General features: G+C 71.9%; 17 protein-coding genes. 10 read left to right on the forward strand and 7 right to left on the reverse strand.

The features are described from left to right. Nucleotides 1-3 precede the first annotated feature (3 nt). The gene (purE, locus tag ASF17_RS05085) at nt 4-549 is read left to right on the forward strand and encodes a 5-(carboxyamino)imidazole ribonucleotide mutase (RefSeq protein WP_255354985.1); all 546 of its coding nucleotides are present in this window, start codon (nt 4-6) and stop codon (nt 547-549) included. Between the two features lie 47 nt (nt 550-596). Next, nucleotides 597-1,889, forward strand: coding sequence for an LCP family protein (locus tag ASF17_RS05090; protein WP_200913437.1), 1,293 nt, complete (start codon nt 597-599; stop codon nt 1,887-1,889). A gap of 74 nt (nt 1,890-1,963) precedes the next feature. On the opposite strand, the gene ASF17_RS05095 is transcribed toward ASF17_RS05090, so the two are convergent. From ASF17_RS05095 to rfbB, 3 genes are read right to left on the reverse strand one after another with little or no spacing between them, the layout of a single operon-like run. Further along, a complete protein-coding gene (locus ASF17_RS05095; protein ID WP_326934170.1) occupies nt 1,964-3,088 on the reverse strand; it encodes a glycosyltransferase family 4 protein in 1,125 nt (374 codons plus the stop codon). After that, complete coding sequence (gene rfbD, locus ASF17_RS05100) at nt 3,078-3,968, reverse strand: dTDP-4-dehydrorhamnose reductase (RefSeq protein WP_268761059.1); 891 nt, start codon at nt 3,966-3,968, stop codon at nt 3,078-3,080. Before rfbD ends, ASF17_RS05095 begins: the two co-directional genes overlap by 11 nt. Then, nucleotides 3,965-4,951, reverse strand: a complete 987-nt coding sequence (rfbB, locus tag ASF17_RS05105; RefSeq protein ID WP_055796084.1) for a dTDP-glucose 4,6-dehydratase — start codon at nt 4,949-4,951, stop codon at nt 3,965-3,967. Before rfbB ends, rfbD begins: the two co-directional genes overlap by 4 nt. Before the next feature lie 158 nt (nt 4,952-5,109). Between rfbB and ASF17_RS05110 the strand changes: the two genes are divergently transcribed. Together ASF17_RS05110 and ASF17_RS05115 are read left to right on the forward strand one after the other, a co-directional pair. Continuing rightward, nucleotides 5,110-6,012: a M15 family metallopeptidase gene (locus ASF17_RS05110; protein WP_055796086.1), complete on the forward strand. Its 903-nt coding sequence runs from the start codon at nt 5,110-5,112 to the stop codon at nt 6,010-6,012. Between the two features lie 42 nt (nt 6,013-6,054). Next, nucleotides 6,055-6,285 carry a hypothetical protein gene (locus ASF17_RS05115; protein WP_055796088.1) on the forward strand — a complete coding sequence of 77 codons (231 nt, stop codon included), beginning with the start codon at nt 6,055-6,057 and terminating at the stop codon, nt 6,283-6,285. Here the strand turns inward: ASF17_RS05115 and ASF17_RS16115 are convergent. Beyond that, nucleotides 6,270-6,866, reverse strand: a complete 597-nt coding sequence (locus ASF17_RS16115; RefSeq protein ID WP_055796090.1) for an acyltransferase — start codon at nt 6,864-6,866, stop codon at nt 6,270-6,272. The genes ASF17_RS05115 and ASF17_RS16115 overlap by 16 nt on opposite strands. An 86-nt stretch (nt 6,867-6,952) precedes the next feature. Between ASF17_RS16115 and ASF17_RS05125 the strand changes: the two genes are divergently transcribed. From ASF17_RS05125 to ASF17_RS05135, 3 genes are all read left to right on the forward strand, one after another. Then, a complete protein-coding gene (locus tag ASF17_RS05125; RefSeq protein WP_055796093.1) occupies nt 6,953-7,741 on the forward strand; it encodes an SGNH/GDSL hydrolase family protein in 789 nt (262 codons plus the stop codon). 62 nt (nt 7,742-7,803) lie between these two features. After that, nucleotides 7,804-9,906, forward strand: coding sequence for an acyltransferase family protein (locus ASF17_RS05130; protein WP_055796096.1), 2,103 nt, complete (start codon nt 7,804-7,806; stop codon nt 9,904-9,906). Between the two features lie 29 nt (nt 9,907-9,935). Further along, nucleotides 9,936-11,036 carry a glycosyltransferase gene (locus ASF17_RS05135; RefSeq protein WP_162236414.1) on the forward strand — a complete coding sequence of 367 codons (1,101 nt, stop codon included), beginning with the start codon at nt 9,936-9,938 and terminating at the stop codon, nt 11,034-11,036. On the opposite strand, the gene ASF17_RS05140 is transcribed toward ASF17_RS05135, so the two are convergent. After that, nucleotides 11,020-12,000, reverse strand: a complete 981-nt coding sequence (locus ASF17_RS05140; RefSeq protein WP_055796102.1) for a polysaccharide pyruvyl transferase family protein — start codon at nt 11,998-12,000, stop codon at nt 11,020-11,022. The genes ASF17_RS05135 and ASF17_RS05140 overlap by 17 nt on opposite strands. A gap of 6 nt (nt 12,001-12,006) precedes the next feature. Continuing rightward, nucleotides 12,007-13,929, reverse strand: coding sequence for a glycosyltransferase family 2 protein (locus tag ASF17_RS05145; protein WP_055796105.1), 1,923 nt, complete (start codon nt 13,927-13,929; stop codon nt 12,007-12,009). A 127-nt stretch (nt 13,930-14,056) separates the two neighbouring features. Here ASF17_RS05145 and ASF17_RS05150 point away from each other — a divergent pair, with 127 nt between their 5' ends. Beyond that, on the forward strand, nt 14,057-15,112 hold the full coding sequence (locus ASF17_RS05150) for a glycosyltransferase (RefSeq protein WP_055796108.1): 1,056 nt from the start codon (nt 14,057-14,059) through the stop codon (nt 15,110-15,112). Here ASF17_RS05150 and ASF17_RS05155 read toward each other — a convergent pair. Continuing rightward, the gene (locus ASF17_RS05155) at nt 15,102-16,832 is read right to left on the reverse strand and encodes a glycosyltransferase family 2 protein (protein ID WP_055796111.1); all 1,731 of its coding nucleotides are present in this window, start codon (nt 16,830-16,832) and stop codon (nt 15,102-15,104) included. The two genes, ASF17_RS05150 and ASF17_RS05155, sit on opposite strands and share 11 nt — an antisense overlap. Before the next feature lie 134 nt (nt 16,833-16,966). On the opposite strand from ASF17_RS05155, the gene ASF17_RS05160 reads away from it, so the two are divergent. Together ASF17_RS05160 and rfbA are read left to right on the forward strand one after the other, a co-directional pair. Beyond that, nucleotides 16,967-17,581, forward strand: a complete 615-nt coding sequence (locus tag ASF17_RS05160; RefSeq protein WP_055796114.1) for a dTDP-4-dehydrorhamnose 3,5-epimerase family protein — start codon at nt 16,967-16,969, stop codon at nt 17,579-17,581. Further along, on the forward strand, nt 17,578-18,438 hold the full coding sequence (rfbA, locus tag ASF17_RS05165) for a glucose-1-phosphate thymidylyltransferase RfbA (protein WP_055796118.1): 861 nt from the start codon (nt 17,578-17,580) through the stop codon (nt 18,436-18,438). The genes ASF17_RS05160 and rfbA overlap by 4 nt, the downstream gene beginning before the upstream one ends. Nucleotides 18,439-18,441: the final 3 nt, after the last annotated feature.

The raw sequence follows: 18,441 nt of genomic DNA on the forward strand, positions 1-18,441 counted from the left end.
CTCGTGTCAGACCCGAACCGCGCCTCCTTCGCCCCGTCCGTCGCGAACGACCCCGGCGTCCCGCCGCGGGTCGCGATCGTGATGGGGTCCGACAGCGACTGGCCGACCATGCGGAGCGCGTCCGAGATCCTCTCGGAGTTCGGCATCGCCCACGAGGTCGAGGTCGTCTCGGCGCACCGCACGCCCGACAAGATGATCCGCTTCGGCCGTGAGGCCGCAGGGCGCGGGCTCGGCGTGATCATCGCGGGGGCGGGAGGCGCGGCTCACCTGCCCGGCATGCTCGCCTCGGTCACCACCCTGCCCGTCATCGGCGTGCCGGTCGCCCTGGCCAAGCTCGACGGCCTCGATTCGCTCCTCTCGATCGTCCAGATGCCCGCGGGCATCCCCGTCGCCACGGTCTCCATCGGCGGGGCGGCCAACGCCGGACTCCTCGCCGCGCGCATCCTCGGGGTATCCGACCCCGATGTCGCCGACCGTCTCGCGGAGTACGCGAGCAGTCTCGGCGAGCTCGTCGAGGAGAAGAACGCGGCCCTGCAGCGGTCGCTGTGAGTGCGACGCTGCCGGTCCGCCACCCCGACCTCGGGTCGGAGACGTTCATGACGAAGCGGGCCTGGGTGCTCGTCGTCCTGAACGTGCTGGTGCCCGGCTCGGCGCAGGTGCTCGCCGGCAGCCGACGCCTCGGCCGGATCGGGCTGGCGTCGACGCTCGTCTTCTGGGGCGTGGCCGTCGTGTCGGTCCTGCTCGCGCTCTTCTACCGACGTCCGCTGATCGAGATGGCGACGAGCGTCGTCGCTCTCACGGTCGTCCAGCTGTTCCTGATCTACTTCGCCGTGCTGTGGGTGGTCCTGACCCTCGACACGCTGCGCCTGGTCCGCATCATCCGCACGACGCCGACCTCGCGCGGGTTCCTGGCCGGCGCCATGGCGCTCCTGCTGTTCGCGACGGTCGGACCGGCTGCGTGGGGGGCCTATCTCTCGGGCGTGCAGCATCGGCTGCTGAACGACCTCTTCACGTCGCAGGCGCAGGCCGCCGATCCCGTCGACGGTCGCTACAACATCCTCCTGCTCGGCGGCGACGCCGGGGCCGACCGCACGGGGCTGCGCCCCGACAGCATCTCGGTGGCGAGCATCGACGCCGAGACGGGCGCCGCGACGCTCATCGGGATCCCGAGGAATCTCTACAACGCCCCGTTCTCGGAGGGATCGCCCTTGTGGGGCGTCTACCCCGACGGCTACTCGTGCGGCGACGACTGCCTCGTCAGCTATCTCTACACCTACGGCGAAGAGCACCCCGAGCTCTATCCGGACGCCGAGGAGCGGGGCTCGAACGCGGGCGTCGAGGCTATGCGCGACGCCGTGTCCGGTGTCACGGGGCTGACCCTGCAGTACTACGTGCTGATCGACATGGAGGGATTCGCTCAGCTGATCGACGCGCTGGGCGGCATCCAGGTCGACAACACCGAGGGGCGGCTGCCGATCAACGGCGGCGTCGACGCCGCCGGGCAGCCGATCAACGTCGAGGGCTGGATCGAACCGGGCGAGCAGACCCTCGACGGGTATCACGCCCTCTGGTACGCACGCGCCCGGCACGGCTCGGACGACTACCACCGCATGGCGCGTCAGCGCGAGGTGCAGCAGGCGCTGCTGACGCAGTTCCAGCCGGCGACGGTGCTGGCGAAGTTCCAGTCGGTGGCGGCCGCCGGAGTGCAGACCGTCGACACGGACATCCCGCGGGGCGCTCTGGGTGCGTTCGTCGAGCTCGCGCTGAAGACCAAGGGGCAGGAGATCGCCGACCTCGAGATCGTCCCGCCGACCTACGACAACGTGTACCCGGACTTCGGCGTCATCCGCGCCGACGTCGCGGCGGCCACGGCGTCGGCCGGGGGCTGATCGACGACCGGACGTCCCGCGCGCGGACGAAGGGCCCCCGCGGGTGATCCGCGGGGGCCCTTCTGCGCGCGTCGTCAGAGATCGGCGTGCAGCTGCCAGACCTTGTCGGCCGAGTCGGTCCAGCTGAAGGCATGCGACCGATCGAGTCCGACCACGCCGAGACGCGTGCTCAACTCGACGTCGTTGACCACCTGGAACATGGCCTGGGCCAGCCTCCCGGGGTAGCCCTCCGGATCATCGCGCGCGACGATCACGGCGGCGTCCGCCGCGACCTCGACGAGGGCGGGGGTGTCCGAGATCACCGTCGGGGTGCCGAGGCTCAGCGCCTCGACGACGGGCAGCCCGAAGCCCTCGGCCAGACTCGGGAAGACGAAGACGGAGGCGCGCTGCAGCAGGACGGCGAGCTGGGCGTCCGAGACGAATCCGAGCGAGCGCACGCGCCCCTCCGGCAGACCCTCTCGCGCGACGATGTCGGCGATGCTGACGTCCCCCCACCCGTCGGGGCCCACGATGAGCAGCGGGATCTCGGGTGCGTCGGCGTGCCCCATCGCCTGGATCAACGGCTCGATGCCCTTGCGGGGCTCGAGCGTGCCGACGCTGAGCGCGTAGGCGGGAGGCAGATCGAGGGCGTCGGCGAGGGCGTCGGCATCGGTCGGCACCGCGAGGTCGCTGCTCACGGCGCCGCCGATCACGCGCAGCCGGTCGCCGAAGTCGAAGCGCTCGGCGAGGTCGTCCGCGACCGCGTGGGTCGGGACGACGACGGCGTCCGCGAAGCGGTGAGCCCGCCGCGCCATCGCCTTGTGCCAGCGGACGCCCCGCGGGGTGAGGGTGTGCGGATGCGTCCACGGGACGGTGTCGTGGATCGTGACCACGGTCTGCGTCGACGGTTCGAGCGAGCGGTCGTGCCGCGAGAGCGGCGCGAGGAGGCTCGTCGAGTGCACCATGCCCCGGCCCGGCAGGCCGACGAGGCCGGACTGCCACGCCAGCGACAGCTCGCGCCGGCCGAGGGGGGCCTTGGCGAGACCCGCGAGCCCGGGGAGGAGGTCGTCGATCCGGTCGTAGTCGGCCTGAGGATGCGCGGCGACGACCGCCTCGACGTCGCACCCGCGCGGGGCCGTCGCGATCAGACCGCGGGTGAGCTCGACGGTGTAGCGGCCGATGCCGCCGGGCACCGGCGCGAGGATCTGGTCAACGACCACTCGAAGCGTCGTCATCGGACGAGAAGACCCCCTTCGCAGCGGCGTCGCGGAGGGCGGCGTCCCAGGGGCGCAGGGGTTCGAGACCCGCTGCGGCCCAGGCGTCGTGGCCGAGCACGCTGAACGCCGGGCGCGGTGCCGGGCGGACGAAGCTCGAGCTGTCGGTGGGCGTGACGCGCTCGGGGTCGAGGCCGGCGTTCTCGAAGACCGCACGGGCGAAGTCGTACCAGCTGGCTCGACCCGAGCTGGTGCCGTGGTAGACGCCGGCGGGGGCGTCGGCGTCGACGAGACGGACGATCTGCTCGGCGAGATCCGTCGTCCAGGTGGGCTGACCCACCTGGTCGGCGACGACGCTGACCGTGTCGTGGGTGGCGGCGAGCCGCAGCATGGTCTTGGCGAAGTTGCCGCCGTGACGCCCGTAGAGCCACGCCGTGCGCACGACGTAGGTGCCGTCGGGGTTGGCCTCGCGGGCGAGACGCTCGCCCTCGGCCTTGGTGCGTCCGTAGGCGCTCACCGGGGCCGGCGGGGTCGACTCGGAGTACGGCGACGTGGCCGAGCCGTCGAAGACGTAGTCGGTCGACACCTGGACGAGCCGGGCCCCCGAGGAGGCGGTGGCCTCGCCGAGGATGCCGGCTGCGGTCCCGTTCACCGCGAGCGCCGCCTCCTCGTCGGTCTCCGCCGCGTCGACCGCCGTGTACGCGGCGGCGTTGATGACGACGTCGTGACCCTCGACGGCCGCGAAGACGGCGTCGCGGTCGGTCACGTCGAGGTCGGAGCGACCGAGCACGGTGACCTCACGTCCGAAGAGCGCTTCGAGCAGGTCGGAGCCGAGCATGCCTCGTGCCCCGGTGACGAGGTACCGGCGGTTCTGGGGCGTGCTCACGACAGGGCCGCGCGCTCTTTGAGGGGCTCCCACCACTCGCGGTTGTCGCGGTACCACTGCACGACCTCGGCGAGACCCTCGGAGAAGGGGACGCGGGGCTCGTAGCCGAGCTCGTCGCGGATCTTGGAGATGTCGACGGAGTACCGCAGGTCGTGTCCGAGGCGGTCCTGGACGCGGTCGACGTACGACCAGTCCTTGCCCGTCGACTCGAGCAGCATCTCGGTGAGCTCGCGGTTGGTCAGCTCGGTGCCGCCGCCGATGTTGTAGATCTCGCCGGCGCGTCCGTCGACGAGGACCATCGCGATTCCGCGCGTGTGGTCGTCGACGTGCAGCCAGTCGCGGATGTTGTTCCCCTCGCCGTAGAGGGGGACGTGCCGATCGTCGATGAGGTTCGTGACGAACAGCGGGATGACCTTCTCGGGGAAGTGGAAGGGGCCGTAGTTGTTGCTGCAGCGCGTGATCGACACGTTGAGGCCGTGCGTGCGGTGGTAGCTCCGGGCGAGGAGGTCGCTGCCGGCCTTCGAGGCCGAGTAGGGCGAGTTCGGCTCGAGCGGGCGGTCCTCGGCCCACGAGCCCTCGGCGATCGAGCCGTAGACCTCGTCGGTGGACACGTGCACGAAGCGCTTCAGGTCGTTGCGCAGAGCGGCGTCGAGCAGCTGCTGCGTGCCGAGCACGTTGGTCTCGACGAAGATCGAGGCGTCGCGCACCGAGCGGTCGACGTGCGATTCGGCGGCGAAGTGGACGACGGCGTCGACGTCGGGGAAGAGCGTGTCGAGGAGGGCGCCGTCGCGGATGTCGCCCTTGACGAACGTGTACCGCGGGGAGTCGGCGACGGAGGCGAGGTTGGCCTCGTTCCCCGAGTAGGTCAGGGCGTCGAGGACGACGACCTCGGCGCCCTCCAGTCCCGGATAGGCGTCTTCGAGGGTGCGGCGGACGAAGTTCGAGCCGATGAAACCGGCGCCGCCGGTGACGAGGATTTTCACACTGTTCCTTGTGGGTCGGTCGCGGAAGGGTCAATCGATCTTAGGGGGACAGGTCGTCCGCAGCGCCGTCGGAGGTCTCCCGTCCTGTCTGTCCCCCTTTCTGCCGAACCCTGGTCGGGGGGTGGTTCGGGGGACAAATCCGTGTGACGGTTGATGACATGGACATCTGCGACGCACCGGCCGACACGGCTCATCCCGCCGTCCGGTCCGTCGACCGGCGTCGCCTGCTCGCGTTCGCCGCGGTCGCCGCCGGGGGAGCCGCGCTGACGACGCTCGACGCCCGACCCGCGATGGCGGCCGCCAACCTCGGCGAGTCGACCGACGGCGTGACCACCGTGGCGCAGGCCCTGGCCGCGGCGCAGGCGTCGTCGTGGGGCGGCTTCGCCAACGGGAAGATCCCGACGTCGGCGCTCACCCCCATCGTGACCACCGTGGCCGGCTCGGGTTATCTGCGCTCGGACGCCGCCCGCCAGTACCTCTCGATGAGCCTCGCGTTCTCCCGCGCGGTCGGGCGCCCCCTCATCATCACCGAGGGCTACCGCACGTACGCCCGGCAGCAGGACTACTGGAACCGCTACCAGAACGGCACGGGCAACCTCGCCGCCTACCCCGGCACCTCGAACCACGGCTGGGCCATCTCGTGCGACTTCGGGTCGGGCGTCGAGACGGCCGGAACCACGGCCAAGCGATGGATGGACGCGAATGCGCCGTCGTACGGATGGAAGCCGACCGGCAACGGGTTCTCGCGCCCCGAGCCCTGGCACTTCGACTACGTCGGCGCCTGGGTGGGGAACGCGGGCTCGGCGGCACCCAAGGTCGGCACCGGCGACGTGGTGGTCCTGCGGAGCACGCAGGCCATCGGGTCGAGGCCGGCCGGGTACACGGCGCTCCTCGGCATCCGCAGCCTCCGACACCTCTCGACGATCGACATGATCAACTCGATGCGGGTCGTCGCCACCCCCTACTTCGAGGTCAACGCCGCCGTCTTCACCAGCATCATGGCGTCCCTGTCGATCCCCACGAGCGCTCTCGTCGAGAACGCCGACTACTGGCGTCGTTGACGCCCCGCCTCTCCTGAACCCCTATCACCCGAGGACACACCCATGCTCATCCTCCGTTGCACCGACACGCTCAGCGGCGTCGGCCGCGGCTACACGTGCCTCGTCGACGTCCGCACCCTGCGGCACCTGTCGACGTCGGCCATGGTCTCGTCGCTCAAGTCCATCGGCGTCACCTACCGCGAGGTGAACAGCGTCGGCTTCTACAACGTGCTCAGCTCGATGTCGGTGCCGAAGGCCGCCGTCAAGAAGTCGGCCGACTACTCCGGTCGCTGAGCCTCGGGGCCGAGGCCCCGGATCACGCGTGCGGGGACGCCGCCGACGAGCGTGTCGGCCGGCACGTCGCGGATGACCACGCTGCCGGCGGCGACGACGCTGCCGTCGCCGATCGTCACACCGCCGAGGACCGTCACGTCGGCGCCGATCCAGCAGCCGTCGCCCACCACGATGGGTTCGGTGCGGCCGCGGCCGGCGCGCCCCGTGGGGTCGCCGAGATCGTGCGTCTCGGTCACGAAGCGGGCGAAGGGCCCCACCGACACTCCGGCGCCGATCGTGGTCCGAGGGCGGATGTACACGTCGCGGTTGAGGAACGTGCCCTCGCCGATGGTCGCCGGGCCGAAGATGCGGGTGCCGTCGAGCACGCGGCAGCGAGCCCCGACGGCGACACGGGCGCGGTCGGTGCCGAAGAAGTCGACTCCGTCGCCGATGCGGGCCTCGGAACCGACCTCGACGTACGGGGGGATGCCGCTCCCCGCCGGCGGCGCAGCGGCGGCGACGGCGTTCTCGAGAGCCGCCACCCGCTCGGCGAGGAGGTGCGCTCGGGTGACGGCACGCACCCACCGGCTCAACGTCTGCATCACGAGCCCACTCTATTATCGACCTGCGGCGATCCCGCCGAACCCACCGACGGGCACCACGGGACCGAGCCCGCACGAGGAGAAGAATGCGCCACACCCCCTTGCTCGGCCGACGCACGACGGTCGTGACGATGGCGACCGCGGCCCTGGCCGTCGCCGTGCTCGCGGGCGTCGCGCTGGCCGGCCCGTCCGAGTCGCCGCCAGCCGTGGCAGCGACCCCCGAGGCGCCGTCGCAGAGCGATGTCGCGGTCGGGGGCGACACGAGTCCTCGGACGACGCCCGCCCGGGTCGCCTATCTCGGCGACTCGTACACGGTCGGCACCGGTGCCACGAGCGCGGCCGAGGGCTGGGTCTCGCTCCTCGACGACGTCTTCGGCTGGCAGGGCATGAACCTCGGATGCGGAGGGTCGGGATACGTCTCGCCCGGCGGATCGTGCGGAGAGACCTACGACGAGCGCATCGCGGACGTCGTCGCGTCGCGCCCGGACGCCGTCGTCGTCTCGGGCGGTCTCAACGACGCGCGGAGCACCGACGACCTCAACGAGCTGAAGATCGAGATCGACAAGACATTCGCCGACCTGCGCGCCGCGCTCCCCGATGCCGAGATCGTCGCCGTGTCGCCGATCTGGGGCGCGGGGCGGACCCCGCCGACCATCACGATCATGGGCGCGGTCGTGCAGACGGCGGTCGCGAAGGTCGACGGCACGTTCCTCGACATCGGCCAACCGCTCTACGCCCGACCCGACCTCATGATCGACGACGGCATCCACCCCAACGACGGCGGTCACCGCGCCATCGCCGAGGCGGTCGCCGAGGCGCTCGTCGAGGTCGCCGTCGCGCGTGACGACGCCGAGGCCGAGGTCCCCGCGTCCTGACGTCCGGGGCGCCCGCGCCACGGCCGACGAGGGGGCGCCGCGGTGCGGGTTATGATCTTGCGGTGTCAGTCCAGACCCCCGATCGTGCGCCCGTCTCACCAGGCCCCTCGGGAGGACGGCGCGAGGCCGGCGTCCGAGCCTCCCCGTCCGGTCTCCGACCCGAGATCCAGGCTCTGCGCGCGGCGGCCGTCCTCGTCGTGGTCCTCTACCACCTCTGGCCGGCACGCCTGCCCGGCGGATTCGTCGGCGTCGACATCTTCTTCGCCATCTCGGGCTTCCTGATCACCGGCCACCTCATGCGGGAGGTGCACAAGACCGGCCACGTGCGGCTGGGTCAGTTCTGGGCCCGTCGCGCCCGGCGCCTCCTGCCCGCCTCCCTGACGGTCCTCGTCGTGACCGCCGTCACGGTCCTCGTGGCCGTGCCGCAGTCGCTCTGGCAGCAGTTCCTCCGCGCCGTCATCGGCAGCGTCCTCTACGTGCAGAACTGGGTGCTCGCCTCGGACTCGGTCGACTACCTCGCGGCCGACAACGTCGAGACGCCCGTCCAGCACTTCTGGTCGCTCGGGGTGGAGGAGCAGTTCTACGTGGCGTGGCCGCTGCTCATCGCCCTCGCCCTGCTGCTCACCCGCGGGGGCACGATCGCGGTGCGCCGACGCGCCGTGCTCGGGCTTCTCGTGCTCGTCTTCGTCGTCTCGCTCGGGCTGTCCGTCTGGCTCACCGCCACCGACCCCGCCAGCGCCTACTTCGTCACGCACACGCGGGCGTGGGAGTTCTCCGCCGGCGGCATCCTCGCGATCGTCGCCCCCGACGTCGTGCGGGCGAACGATCGCGCCCGCACCCTCCTGGCCTGGCTCGGCTGGGGCATGATCACCGTCGCCGTGCTCACCTTCACCGGCGCGACGCCGTTCCCGAGCTACACCGCCCTGCTCCCCGTCGTCGGCAGCCTCCTGGTCATCTCGGCCGGCAGCCCCGACGGTCGCTGGTCGCCGACGCCCCTGGCCGAGTTCGGACCGGTGCGCCTGCTCGGGGACGTCTCGTACTCCCTCTACCTCTGGCACTGGCCCCTCATCGTGCTGACCCCGTTCGTGCTGGGTCGCGACCTCGACAGCGGGGTCAAGGTGATCATCCTCGTGCTGGCGATCGCGCTCGCCTGGTTGTCGAAGGTCGTCATCGAGGATCCGGCCCGCACCGCGAAGGCGCTCACCCGACGCCCGCCGCGCTGGACCTTCGGAGCCGTCGCGGCGGGCATGGTCCTCGCCCTCATCGTGCCGACGGTCGGCATCGTGCAGGCCCGGGCGGTCGCGGCCGAGAGCGCCCGCGAGACGCAGTCGCTGCTCGCGGGCGGCGTCGAGTGCTTCGGAGCCGCTGCGTTCGCGGGCGACGGGGACTGCGTCAACCCCGAGCTCGGAGACACCCTGGTCCCGGCCACGGCAGCGGTCTTCGACGACACCGGCGGAGCGTTCGACTGCTATCGGCCGCAGGGCTCACCCGATCTCTCGCCGTGCCACTTCGGGTCGGACGCCGCCGACGCGCCGCGCGTCGCGATCGTCGGCGACTCGCATGCCGCGATGCTCGTCCCGGGTCTCGCCGAGCAGGTCGACGAGCTCGGCTGGAGTCTCGACGTCTACGTGGGCTGGGGCGGCTCCTGGGTCGACCCGTCGACGGTGGGCCCCGGTCCGCAGCGCGAGTACTCCTCCGCCGTCGACACGGCTCTGCAGGGCGGCGACTACGACGTGGTGCTCGCCACGGCGCGGCGCGACCCCGCCGAGTCGGCCTCGACCACCGAGCGCCGGGTCGCGGCGACCGAGACGGTGTTCCGCCAGGCGCGCGACTCGGGGACCCGCGTCGTCGTGGTGCGGGACAACCCGACGATCACCCAGGACGCGCTCGACTGCGTGACGCAGGCCCCCGCAGGCTCCGACACGGGCTCGTGCGCGGTGACGCAGCAGGACGGCTACGCCGGCACCGACGACCTCGTCCGCGCCGCGGAGGCCACGGGGGCGGACGTCGTCGACCTCGGCGCGTACTTCTGCCGTGACGGTTCGTGCCCGATCGTCGTCGGCAACGTCATCGTCTACCGCGACCAGCACCACATCACGGCGACCTTCAGCAAGACGCTCGCCCCGTACCTGGTGCAGCGCGTGCAGGCCCTGGTCTCGGCATGACCGCCGACGCCGGGTACGCTCGTCCTGTGGTGAGCACCCTCGAACCCCGACCCGTCGTCACCGTGTTCCCCTTCTGGGAGCAGAACCCGTACCTCAACATGGCGTACCTCGCCATCGCCGCCGACGGATTCGTCGTCGCCCGTCAACGCGAATACGACGAGCTGCTCGACAGCATCGACCGGAGGGTCGACGGCGACCTGGTCCACCTGCACTGGACGGGCGTGCTGCTCGAGGCGGCACGTGACGAGCAGGAGGCGCGCGAACGCCTCGAGCGGTTCGAGAAGACCATCGAGGCGGCGCAGGCGCGGGGCGTCCTGCTCCTCTGGACGGTCCACAACAAGCTGCCCCATGAGCTCGCCCACCCGGAGTCCGAGCGCGCGCTCGTCAGGTTCCTGGCCGATCGGGCCGACGTCGTGCACGTCCTCTCCCTGGCCACGCTCGGCGAGGTGGCCGACGTGTCGCCCATCGACCCGGCCAAGGTCGAGCTGATCGAGCACAGCAGCTACGACGGCTTCTACGACTCGGGTGTCGAACGGGTCGACGCCCGCGAGAAGCTCGGCGTGGGGCCGGACGAGACCGCCGTGCTCTTCTTCGGGCAGGTCCGCGCCTACAAGGGCGTCGACGTCCTGATCGACGCCTTCGCGCAGGCGTCGGCTCGGCGCGACGACCTCACGCTGCTCGTCGCCGGACGCACGAGAGAAGAGGACCGCGCCATCGTCGAGCCGCTGCTCTCCGACGGAGTCCGAGCCATCACGCACTTCGGCTTCGTGGCCGACGGCGCGGTGGCCGACTGGCTCGTCGGCGCGGATGTGATGGTCCTGCCGTACTCGAGCATCCTCAACTCGGGCAGCATGCACCTCGCGTCGACGTTCGGTCTGCCCGTGTTGCTCCCGTCGTTCCCGCACCTCGTCGCGGGGTACGGCGATCAGGCGTGGGTGCACTTCTACGACGCCGACGGCGGTGCCGAGGCGCTCGCCGAGGCGCTGAGCGTCTTCAGGGCGTCCGACGACGATCGTCGCGCCGCCCGCGAGTACGCCCGCGCCTACACGCCCTGGGACATGGCGAACAGGTTCCTCGACCTCTACCGGCGGCTGCGGCCCCGCGCCGAGGCGGTCACGACCTCGAGCTGATCGGGCGGTCGTCCTCGTCGCGCTCCGGCGCGAAGCGATGCGGCTCCGGTGGGCGCCCTGACCGGGCGAGCCAGGCGCCGAGCACGGCGGCCGCGTCCTCAGGCCGTCGTGGTGCCGGGTCGACGGCTGCCGCGGGGGGTCTCGGCGACGGGACCCGCGCCTCCTCGGCTGGGGCTCCGCCCGTCGACCAGAGGTCGAAGGGGAAGCACGCTCTGAGCGCGCCGAGGTCGACGACGGCGGGGCCGGGACCGTCGGACGCCAGCGCCGCGGAGACGTCGCCTGAGGGGAGGGCGCCCGGTCGACCGGTGCCCGCGTAGTGATCGGCGTACTTGAACGGATGCTCGGCGTCCGAGACCAGGGGGCGGGCATCGACTCCGAGCGCGTCGGCGACCACCAGCGCATGCAGCGACGAGGCGACGACGACGCGACTCCCGGCGATGGCCGCGACCACCTCGGAGACCGGCCCCGTCGGATCGACCGCCCGGGGGTCGTCGCGGAACGCCGACCGGTCGTTCAGGTTCGGGACGATCGTGACGTCCCGCCGCGGACGCCTGGCCGCGCGATCCGGGAGATCGGGGAACGCATCGGAGACGAGGAGGCCCGGGTCGCCGAGCGCAGGACCGACCGGCACGCCGAGCCCCTCCAAGACGGCCTTGGTCAGCGGTCCGCGGACGGCGCGCACGTCGAGGCTCGTGGGGTCGATCAGCCGGAGCGGCATCTTCCCGTTGACGCCGGCGCCCCAGACGACGTCACCGGGGCGGGAGAGATGCAGGATCGAGCCGACGGCGACCAGACGGGCCCGGCGACGTGCGACGACCGGGACGCTCCCCACCAGCGCCCGCACGATGAGCGGCCCGAGCAGGTCGCCGAAGTTCCCGACCCGCCGGGACCCGGACGGGCCGAGTCGAACCGGATCCCAGCGGACCACCGACACGCCCCGGACGACGCTGTGGTGGTCGGGCACGGAGCGTCAGCGGGGCTTGAGCGCGCCGAGTCGGCGGCGCACGCGGGCCAGGGCCTGGTCGACGCGGCGGACCTCGGGGGCGGGGACGACGATCGTCCACGCCTCGTCGCCCGTGGCGGGGAGCGGCGCGGTCAGCTCGGAGGGGTCGTCGACGGGCTCGTCGGTGCTCTCGGCATCGACGGCCTCGGCGCCCGCCGGGTCGATCGTCGTCGTGGCCGTCGTCGTGGCCGTCGTCGTGGCCGGGAGGACCACGGGGGTCTCGACCGGAGTCGGGATGAATCCGTTCGTCGATCGCTCGCCCGGCAGGGCCTCGCGAGCCAGCCGGTACTGCACGTGCTCGTCGTCGATCCGGGCCGCGAGGTAGAGCCGCCACGAGCCGGGACCGCCGGCGACCTCGGCCGGCAGGTCGACGACCGTGCGACCGCTGCCCACGGGCAGAGCGAGGACGGGACCCTCGACCTGGGCGCCCGTGACGGTGTGCACGAACAGGAGGCGGGTCGAACCGAGATCGACGGCGTCGCCGACCGGCCCCCGGACCGTCTCGACGACGAGACGGTCGCCGTCCACGCGCACGTCGCCCCGGACGGATGCGACGAAGGCGGCCCAGACGCGCAGGGCCTCGGGACGCCCCTTCGTGCCGAGACGGAGCAGCGGCTCGACGCTCCGCCAGTCGGTGTGCTGTCGGATGGGCCGTCCGTGGCGTCGCCCGAGACGGTGGAAGAAGTCGGTCAGGGCGGTGATCTCGTCGTCGCTCGAGGTGGGCAGCGCACGCGAGAGCGGATGCGCGACGTGATCGAGGAAGATCCGGGCGACGATCTCGGTGTCGTCGGGGACCCTCATGTACATCTCGTTGCTGAGATCGAGGGCCTCGGCCAGGGCCGCGGAGTCGACGTGCTCGCCGCCGTCGGTGCGACCGGAGTACTCGGGGAGGCGCAGCGCCAGATCGAGACGGCCGTTCGCCATCAGCAGGAACGCGCGCCTCGCCGAGTCGCCCAGACGATCGAGCTGCTGGCGCGTCGCCAGCGAGAGCAGGCCCCGCAGCGCCGCGGCGAGCCGTTCGAGGTCGTCGGGGTCGGCGTCCACGTCGCGGGTCTGGAGATAGCCCCGCAGATGGACCCAGCCGTCGGCGAACAGGAACACGTCGAAGTACTCCTGGATCACGTGCAGATATCGCGTACCGACGACGATGCGGGCGCACTCGAGCTCCTGCTCGAAGTAGCTGAGCACGCCGGTGAGGCGGGTGGCCTGCCGGGTCATCGACTGGGTCCCGGGGCGGTCGCGGTAGAGGTAGACGACCTTCGGGACGATCGAGACGCCGCGGGCGCTCGTCACGGCGCGGGTCATGGGCACGATGTCGTTCGAGCGGGCCGCCTGAGGGAAGGTGATCCCGGTCTCGAGCCAGAAGTCGAGGCGGAACATCTTGTGCCAGATGGCGCGGTTCCGGAGCAGGGCCGGCAGGTCGACGAGCGTGACGCCGGACCGGGGCCGGACGAACAGCCTCGACCGCTTCGTGTGCGAGACCGTGGCGCCCGAGCGGAACTTCAGGAAGTCGCCGACCGCCATGTCGTCGCCGGACTCGCGGAGGGCCTCGACCATCCGCCGGTAAGAACCGCGGGGCACGAGGTCGTCGCCGTCGGCGAAGACGAGGAACTCCCCGACGGCGAGATCGACGCCGCGGTTGCGGGCGTGCGCGCCGCCCCGCCGCGGCGGGGCCGTGATGAGCCGGAGGCGCGGGTCGCCCTGGGCGACGGAGAGGATGCGCTCGACGGTGTCGTCGGTGGAGTGGTCGTCGACGACGATGACCTCCATCGAGTCGACGTCCTGGTCGAGGATGCTCTTCAGGCACTGCTCGATCCAGGGTCCGACGTTGTGCACGGGGACGACGACCGACAGCTCGACGACGTCGGGCCCGGTCTCGGCGGTTGTCACGGGAGATGTCCTTCCGGACCGCGCTCGGTCGCGCGCGGATGATCCGGATCGACGATACCAGGGGGCCGCGCCGTGGCCGGGGGCGGCCCCTGCCTTAGAATCGTGAGCCGACGCCCGAGGAGGACCCGTGAGCGACCGATCGACCGGCACCGCCGTGGTGTTCCCCTACTGGCCCGAGAACCCCTTCCTGAACATCGCCTACCTGGCGCTCCGGGCCGACGGGTGGACGATCGACGAGCAGCGCGAGCTCGGCTCGTTCCTCGACGCCGTCGCCGCGGGCCGTGCCGGCGACGTCGTCCATCTGCACTGGACGTCGCTGCTCGTGCAGAACGCCGCCGACGAGCGCGAGGCCGATCGCCGACTCGCCACGGTCGTCGATGCGCTGACCGAGGCGACCGCGCGCGGCGTCCGGCTGATCTGGACGGTCCACAACCGCCTCCCGCACGACTGCCCGTGGCCTCGGCACGAGATCGAGCTCAGCCGCGCCCTCGTCGGTCTCGCCAGCGCCGTCCACGTGATGTCGCCGCAGACCCGCGAGGTCGTCTCCGACGTCTACGACATCCCCCTCGACAAGCAGGCCGTCATCGCGCACCCGAGCTACGAGGGCCTCTACGACCAGGCGTGGACGCGTGCGGAGTCGAGGGCCTCCTTCTCCCTCGAGCCGGACGAGAAGACCGTCCTGTTCTTCGGGCACATCAAGCCGTACAAGGGCGTCTCGACGCTGCTCTCGGTCATCGGCTCGACCGGTGCGACGCTGCTGCTGGCCGGTCACGCGTCGCACGCCGACCGGGTGACGACCGAGGGGCTCGTCCCCGAGGGGGCGAGGGTCCATGCGCGGTACGGCTACGTGCCCGACGACGACGCGGGGCGGTGGTTCGCCGCCGCCGACGTGCTCGTCGTGCCGTACGCCGCGATCCTCAACTCGGGCAGCATGCACCTCGCGGCGACCTTCGGGCTCCCCGTCATCGTGCCCGGGTTCCCGCACCTCGTCGAGCAGTTCCGCGACGAGCCCTGGGTGCGGTTCTCCGACCCCGACGGCGGAGAGCGGGCGCTCGCCGCGGCGATCGACGACTTCGTCCCGTCCGACGACGTCCGCGCCGCCGCGCGCCGGTACGCCCTGCGCTACACGCCGTACGCCATGTCGACCGACATGCTCGACCTGTACGACTCGCTCAGCGTCTGAGGCGCGCCGCCTGCGCGCGGCCGCGACGCACGAGCGCCCCCGCGACGCGGCGGGCGAGGCGTGACCTCGTGATGAACGCGAGCTCGGAGTCCGCGCCGTCGGCCTGGGACACCACGACGGGCACGAGTGCGCCGTCCGGCCGCTGCACGGCACCCTGCGAGACCAGGGCCGGCACGTCGACGCCGGCGTCGCCGAGGGGCACCCGGATCTGCGCGCTCCACCGGCCGGGCGTGCGGCGGACGCGACGGGGGAGCGGCGCCGTGACCGGGCGTCCGGCCTCGAGGTCGACCCACGCGGCGATCTCGCCCCCGTCGTGGCGGAGCACGATGCTGAGAGCACCGGCGCCGCTCGCTCGGACGACCGGGTCGGCCCCCTCGAACTCCACGACGTCCACGCGTCGTTCGCGCAGCGTCGTCGCCAGCTCGGCGAGGTCGTCCCATCGACCGTCGCGGGCGAGACGGAGCACCGCGGCCGACTGCGGCGACACCCGCTCGGTCGGCAGTCGCCCGCTCGCGGCGACCGCGGCCTCCCGTGCCTCAGGCGACGGCGTCCCCGCGAGGCGGACGAGATGCGGCACCACGCGACGGTCGATCACGGCGGCTCGCGTCGCGTCGTCCGCCGGGGCGTCGAGCAGGGCGACGAGATCGAGGGCGCGGTCGAGCGAGGCGGCCGCCTCGGCCGCCTCCTCGGGCACGGCGTCCGTCGACCCCGGCACGTCGGGGACCGACCAGAGCAGGTCCGCCCGACCGGCCGAGACGATTCGGTAGAGCAGACGCTGGGTGCGCCCGAGCCGTTCCACGAGCGCCCGGGGCGCCGCGTCCACGATGGCGCCCACCGAGCCGCCGAGCGAACGGCCGCTCTCGACGTCGATGTCGAGGGGGCCCTGCGTCATGAGCTTCTTCAGGTGGACCCAGCCGTCGTTGACGAGCACCATCGAGAAGTACTCGTCCACGACCGCGTCGCGTCCGTCGGCCGTCACCAGGGCAGCGCACCGCGCCTCCTGGGCGAAGTAGCTGAGGGTCCCCGTCAGCTGGCCCGCCTGACGGGTCATCGAGCCGTGTCCGGGGCGGTCGCGGTACGCGTACACGACGTCGGTGACGACGGAGATCGAGGAGGCGCGGGTCAGCATGGTCGTCATCGGCACGATGTCGTTCGACCGCGGCACGGCCGGGAACCGCATGTCGAGCGCGCGCCACTGGTCGAGGCGGAACATCTTGTGCCAGATGGCCCGGAACCTCAGCAGCGACGGCACGTCGCCGAGGGTCGCCCCGCTCCGATCGGCGCCGAAGGCGGCGAAGCCCGCCGAGGGACGCCAGGTGCTCCGGGCGTCGAACTTCAGGAAGTCGCCGACGGCGAGGTCGTCGCCCGACGACTCGAGGGCTCCGACGAGGGCGGCGTAGGCGCCCCGGGGCACGAGGTCGTCCCCGTCGGCGAAGACGAGGTACCGCCCTCCGGCGTGGGAGACGCCGAGGTCGCGGGCGGCCGCCCCGCCGCGCTCGACGGCCTCGAGCACCCGGAAGCGCGGGTCGGCGGCGGCGTGGCGGCGGGCGACGTCGAGCGAGTCGTCCTGCGAGTGGTCGTCGACGACGATGACCTCGAGGTCGACCCGCTGAGCCGCGATCGTGTCGAGGCACTCGGGCAGCCAGGTCCCGACGTCGTGCACGGGGACGACGACGGAGAGCAGGGGGCTGGGCGATTCGGCTGGCGTCTCGGTCGACACGGCGCGGTCCTTTCGTCGACGGCCGGGAGGCGCTCCCCGAGCCGGTGGGCCGCCCGCCATGCTAGTCGCGACGGCCCGACCGGCCGCCCGGCGACCTGGCGGCCGCCTGGACCGCTTCGTCTAGACTCTGAGCCGTGCAGATCCGTGAGTTGAGCGTCCCCGACGCGTACGAAGTGACCCCCCGCCAGTTCGACGACGACCGCGGGACGTTCCTCGAGTGGTACCGGTTCGACCAGCTGGAGGAGGCGACGGGCCGCTCCATCGACCTGCGTCAGGCCAACACCTCGGTGTCCAAGCGCGGCACGGTGCGCGGCGTCCACTTCGCGGACGTCCCGCCGAGCCAGGCCAAGTACGTCACGGCCACGCACGGCGCCGTGCTCGACTTCGTCGTCGACATCCGGGTCGGCTCGCCGACGTTCGGGCAGTGGGACTCGGTGCGGCTCGACGACGTCGACCGTCGCGCGATCTTCGTCTCCGAGGGGCTCGGTCACTGCTTCGTCGCCCTGACCGAGGGCGCCACCGTCAGCTACCTCGTGACCGACGTGTACCAGCCGACCCGCGAGCACGGCATCGACCCGCTCGACGAGGCCGTCGCCCTGGCGTTCCCCGACGAGGCCGGCGAGCTCCTGCTGTCGCCGAAGGACACCGACGCCCCGACGCTCGCCGAGGCCGCCGCAGCCGGGCTGCTGCCGACCTGGGACGCCGCGCGCGCCTACTACGACACCCTGCGGACGGGAGCCGGACGATGAAGGGCATCATCCTCGCCGGCGGCAGCGGGACGCGCCTCTGGCCGATCACCAAGGGCATCTCGAAGCAGCTGATGCCGATCTACGACAAGCCGATGGTGTACTACCCCCTCTCGACGCTGATGATGGCCGGGATCAACGAGGTGCTCGTCATCACGACCCCCGAGTACAACGACCAGTTCCGGGCGCTGCTCGGCGACGGGTCGCACCTCGGCATGACCATCGAGTACGCGGTCCAGCCGTCGCCCGACGGTCTGGCGCAGGCCTTCGTCATCGGCGAGGACTTCATCGGCGACGACAGCGTCGCGCTCGTGCTCGGCGACAACATCTTCCACGGGACGGGTCTCGGCTCGAGCCTCCGCCAGAACGCCCAGGTCGACGGGGCGACGATCTTCGCGTACCACGTGTCCGACCCGACCGCCTACGGCGTCGTCGAGTTCGACGACGACTTCACGGCCGTGTCGATCGAAGAGAAGCCCGCGGCGCCGAAGAGCAACTACGCCGTGCCCGGTCTGTACTTCTACGACAACGACGTCGTCGGCATCGCGAAGACGATCGAGCCGAGCGCGCGCGGCGAGCTCGAGATCTCGACCGTCAACGAGCGCTACCTCGAGGCGGGCCGCCTGCGGGTGCAGGTGCTCGACCGCGGCACCGCCTGGCTCGACACCGGGACCTTCGAGTCGATGATGCAGGCGAGCGAGTACGTCCGCGTCATCGAGGACCGCCAGGGCTTCAAGATCGGATGCGTCGAGGAGATCGCCTGGCGCGCCGGGTGGATCGACGACGCCCAGCTCGAGGCCCTCGCCGCGCCGCTGGCCAAGAGCGGCTACGGCGTGTACCTGAGGCGACTGCTGGCCTGAGGC

It is taken from the genome of Frigoribacterium sp. Leaf263, from assembly GCF_001422285.1.
Lineage (GTDB): Bacteria > Actinomycetota > Actinomycetes > Actinomycetales > Microbacteriaceae > Frigoribacterium.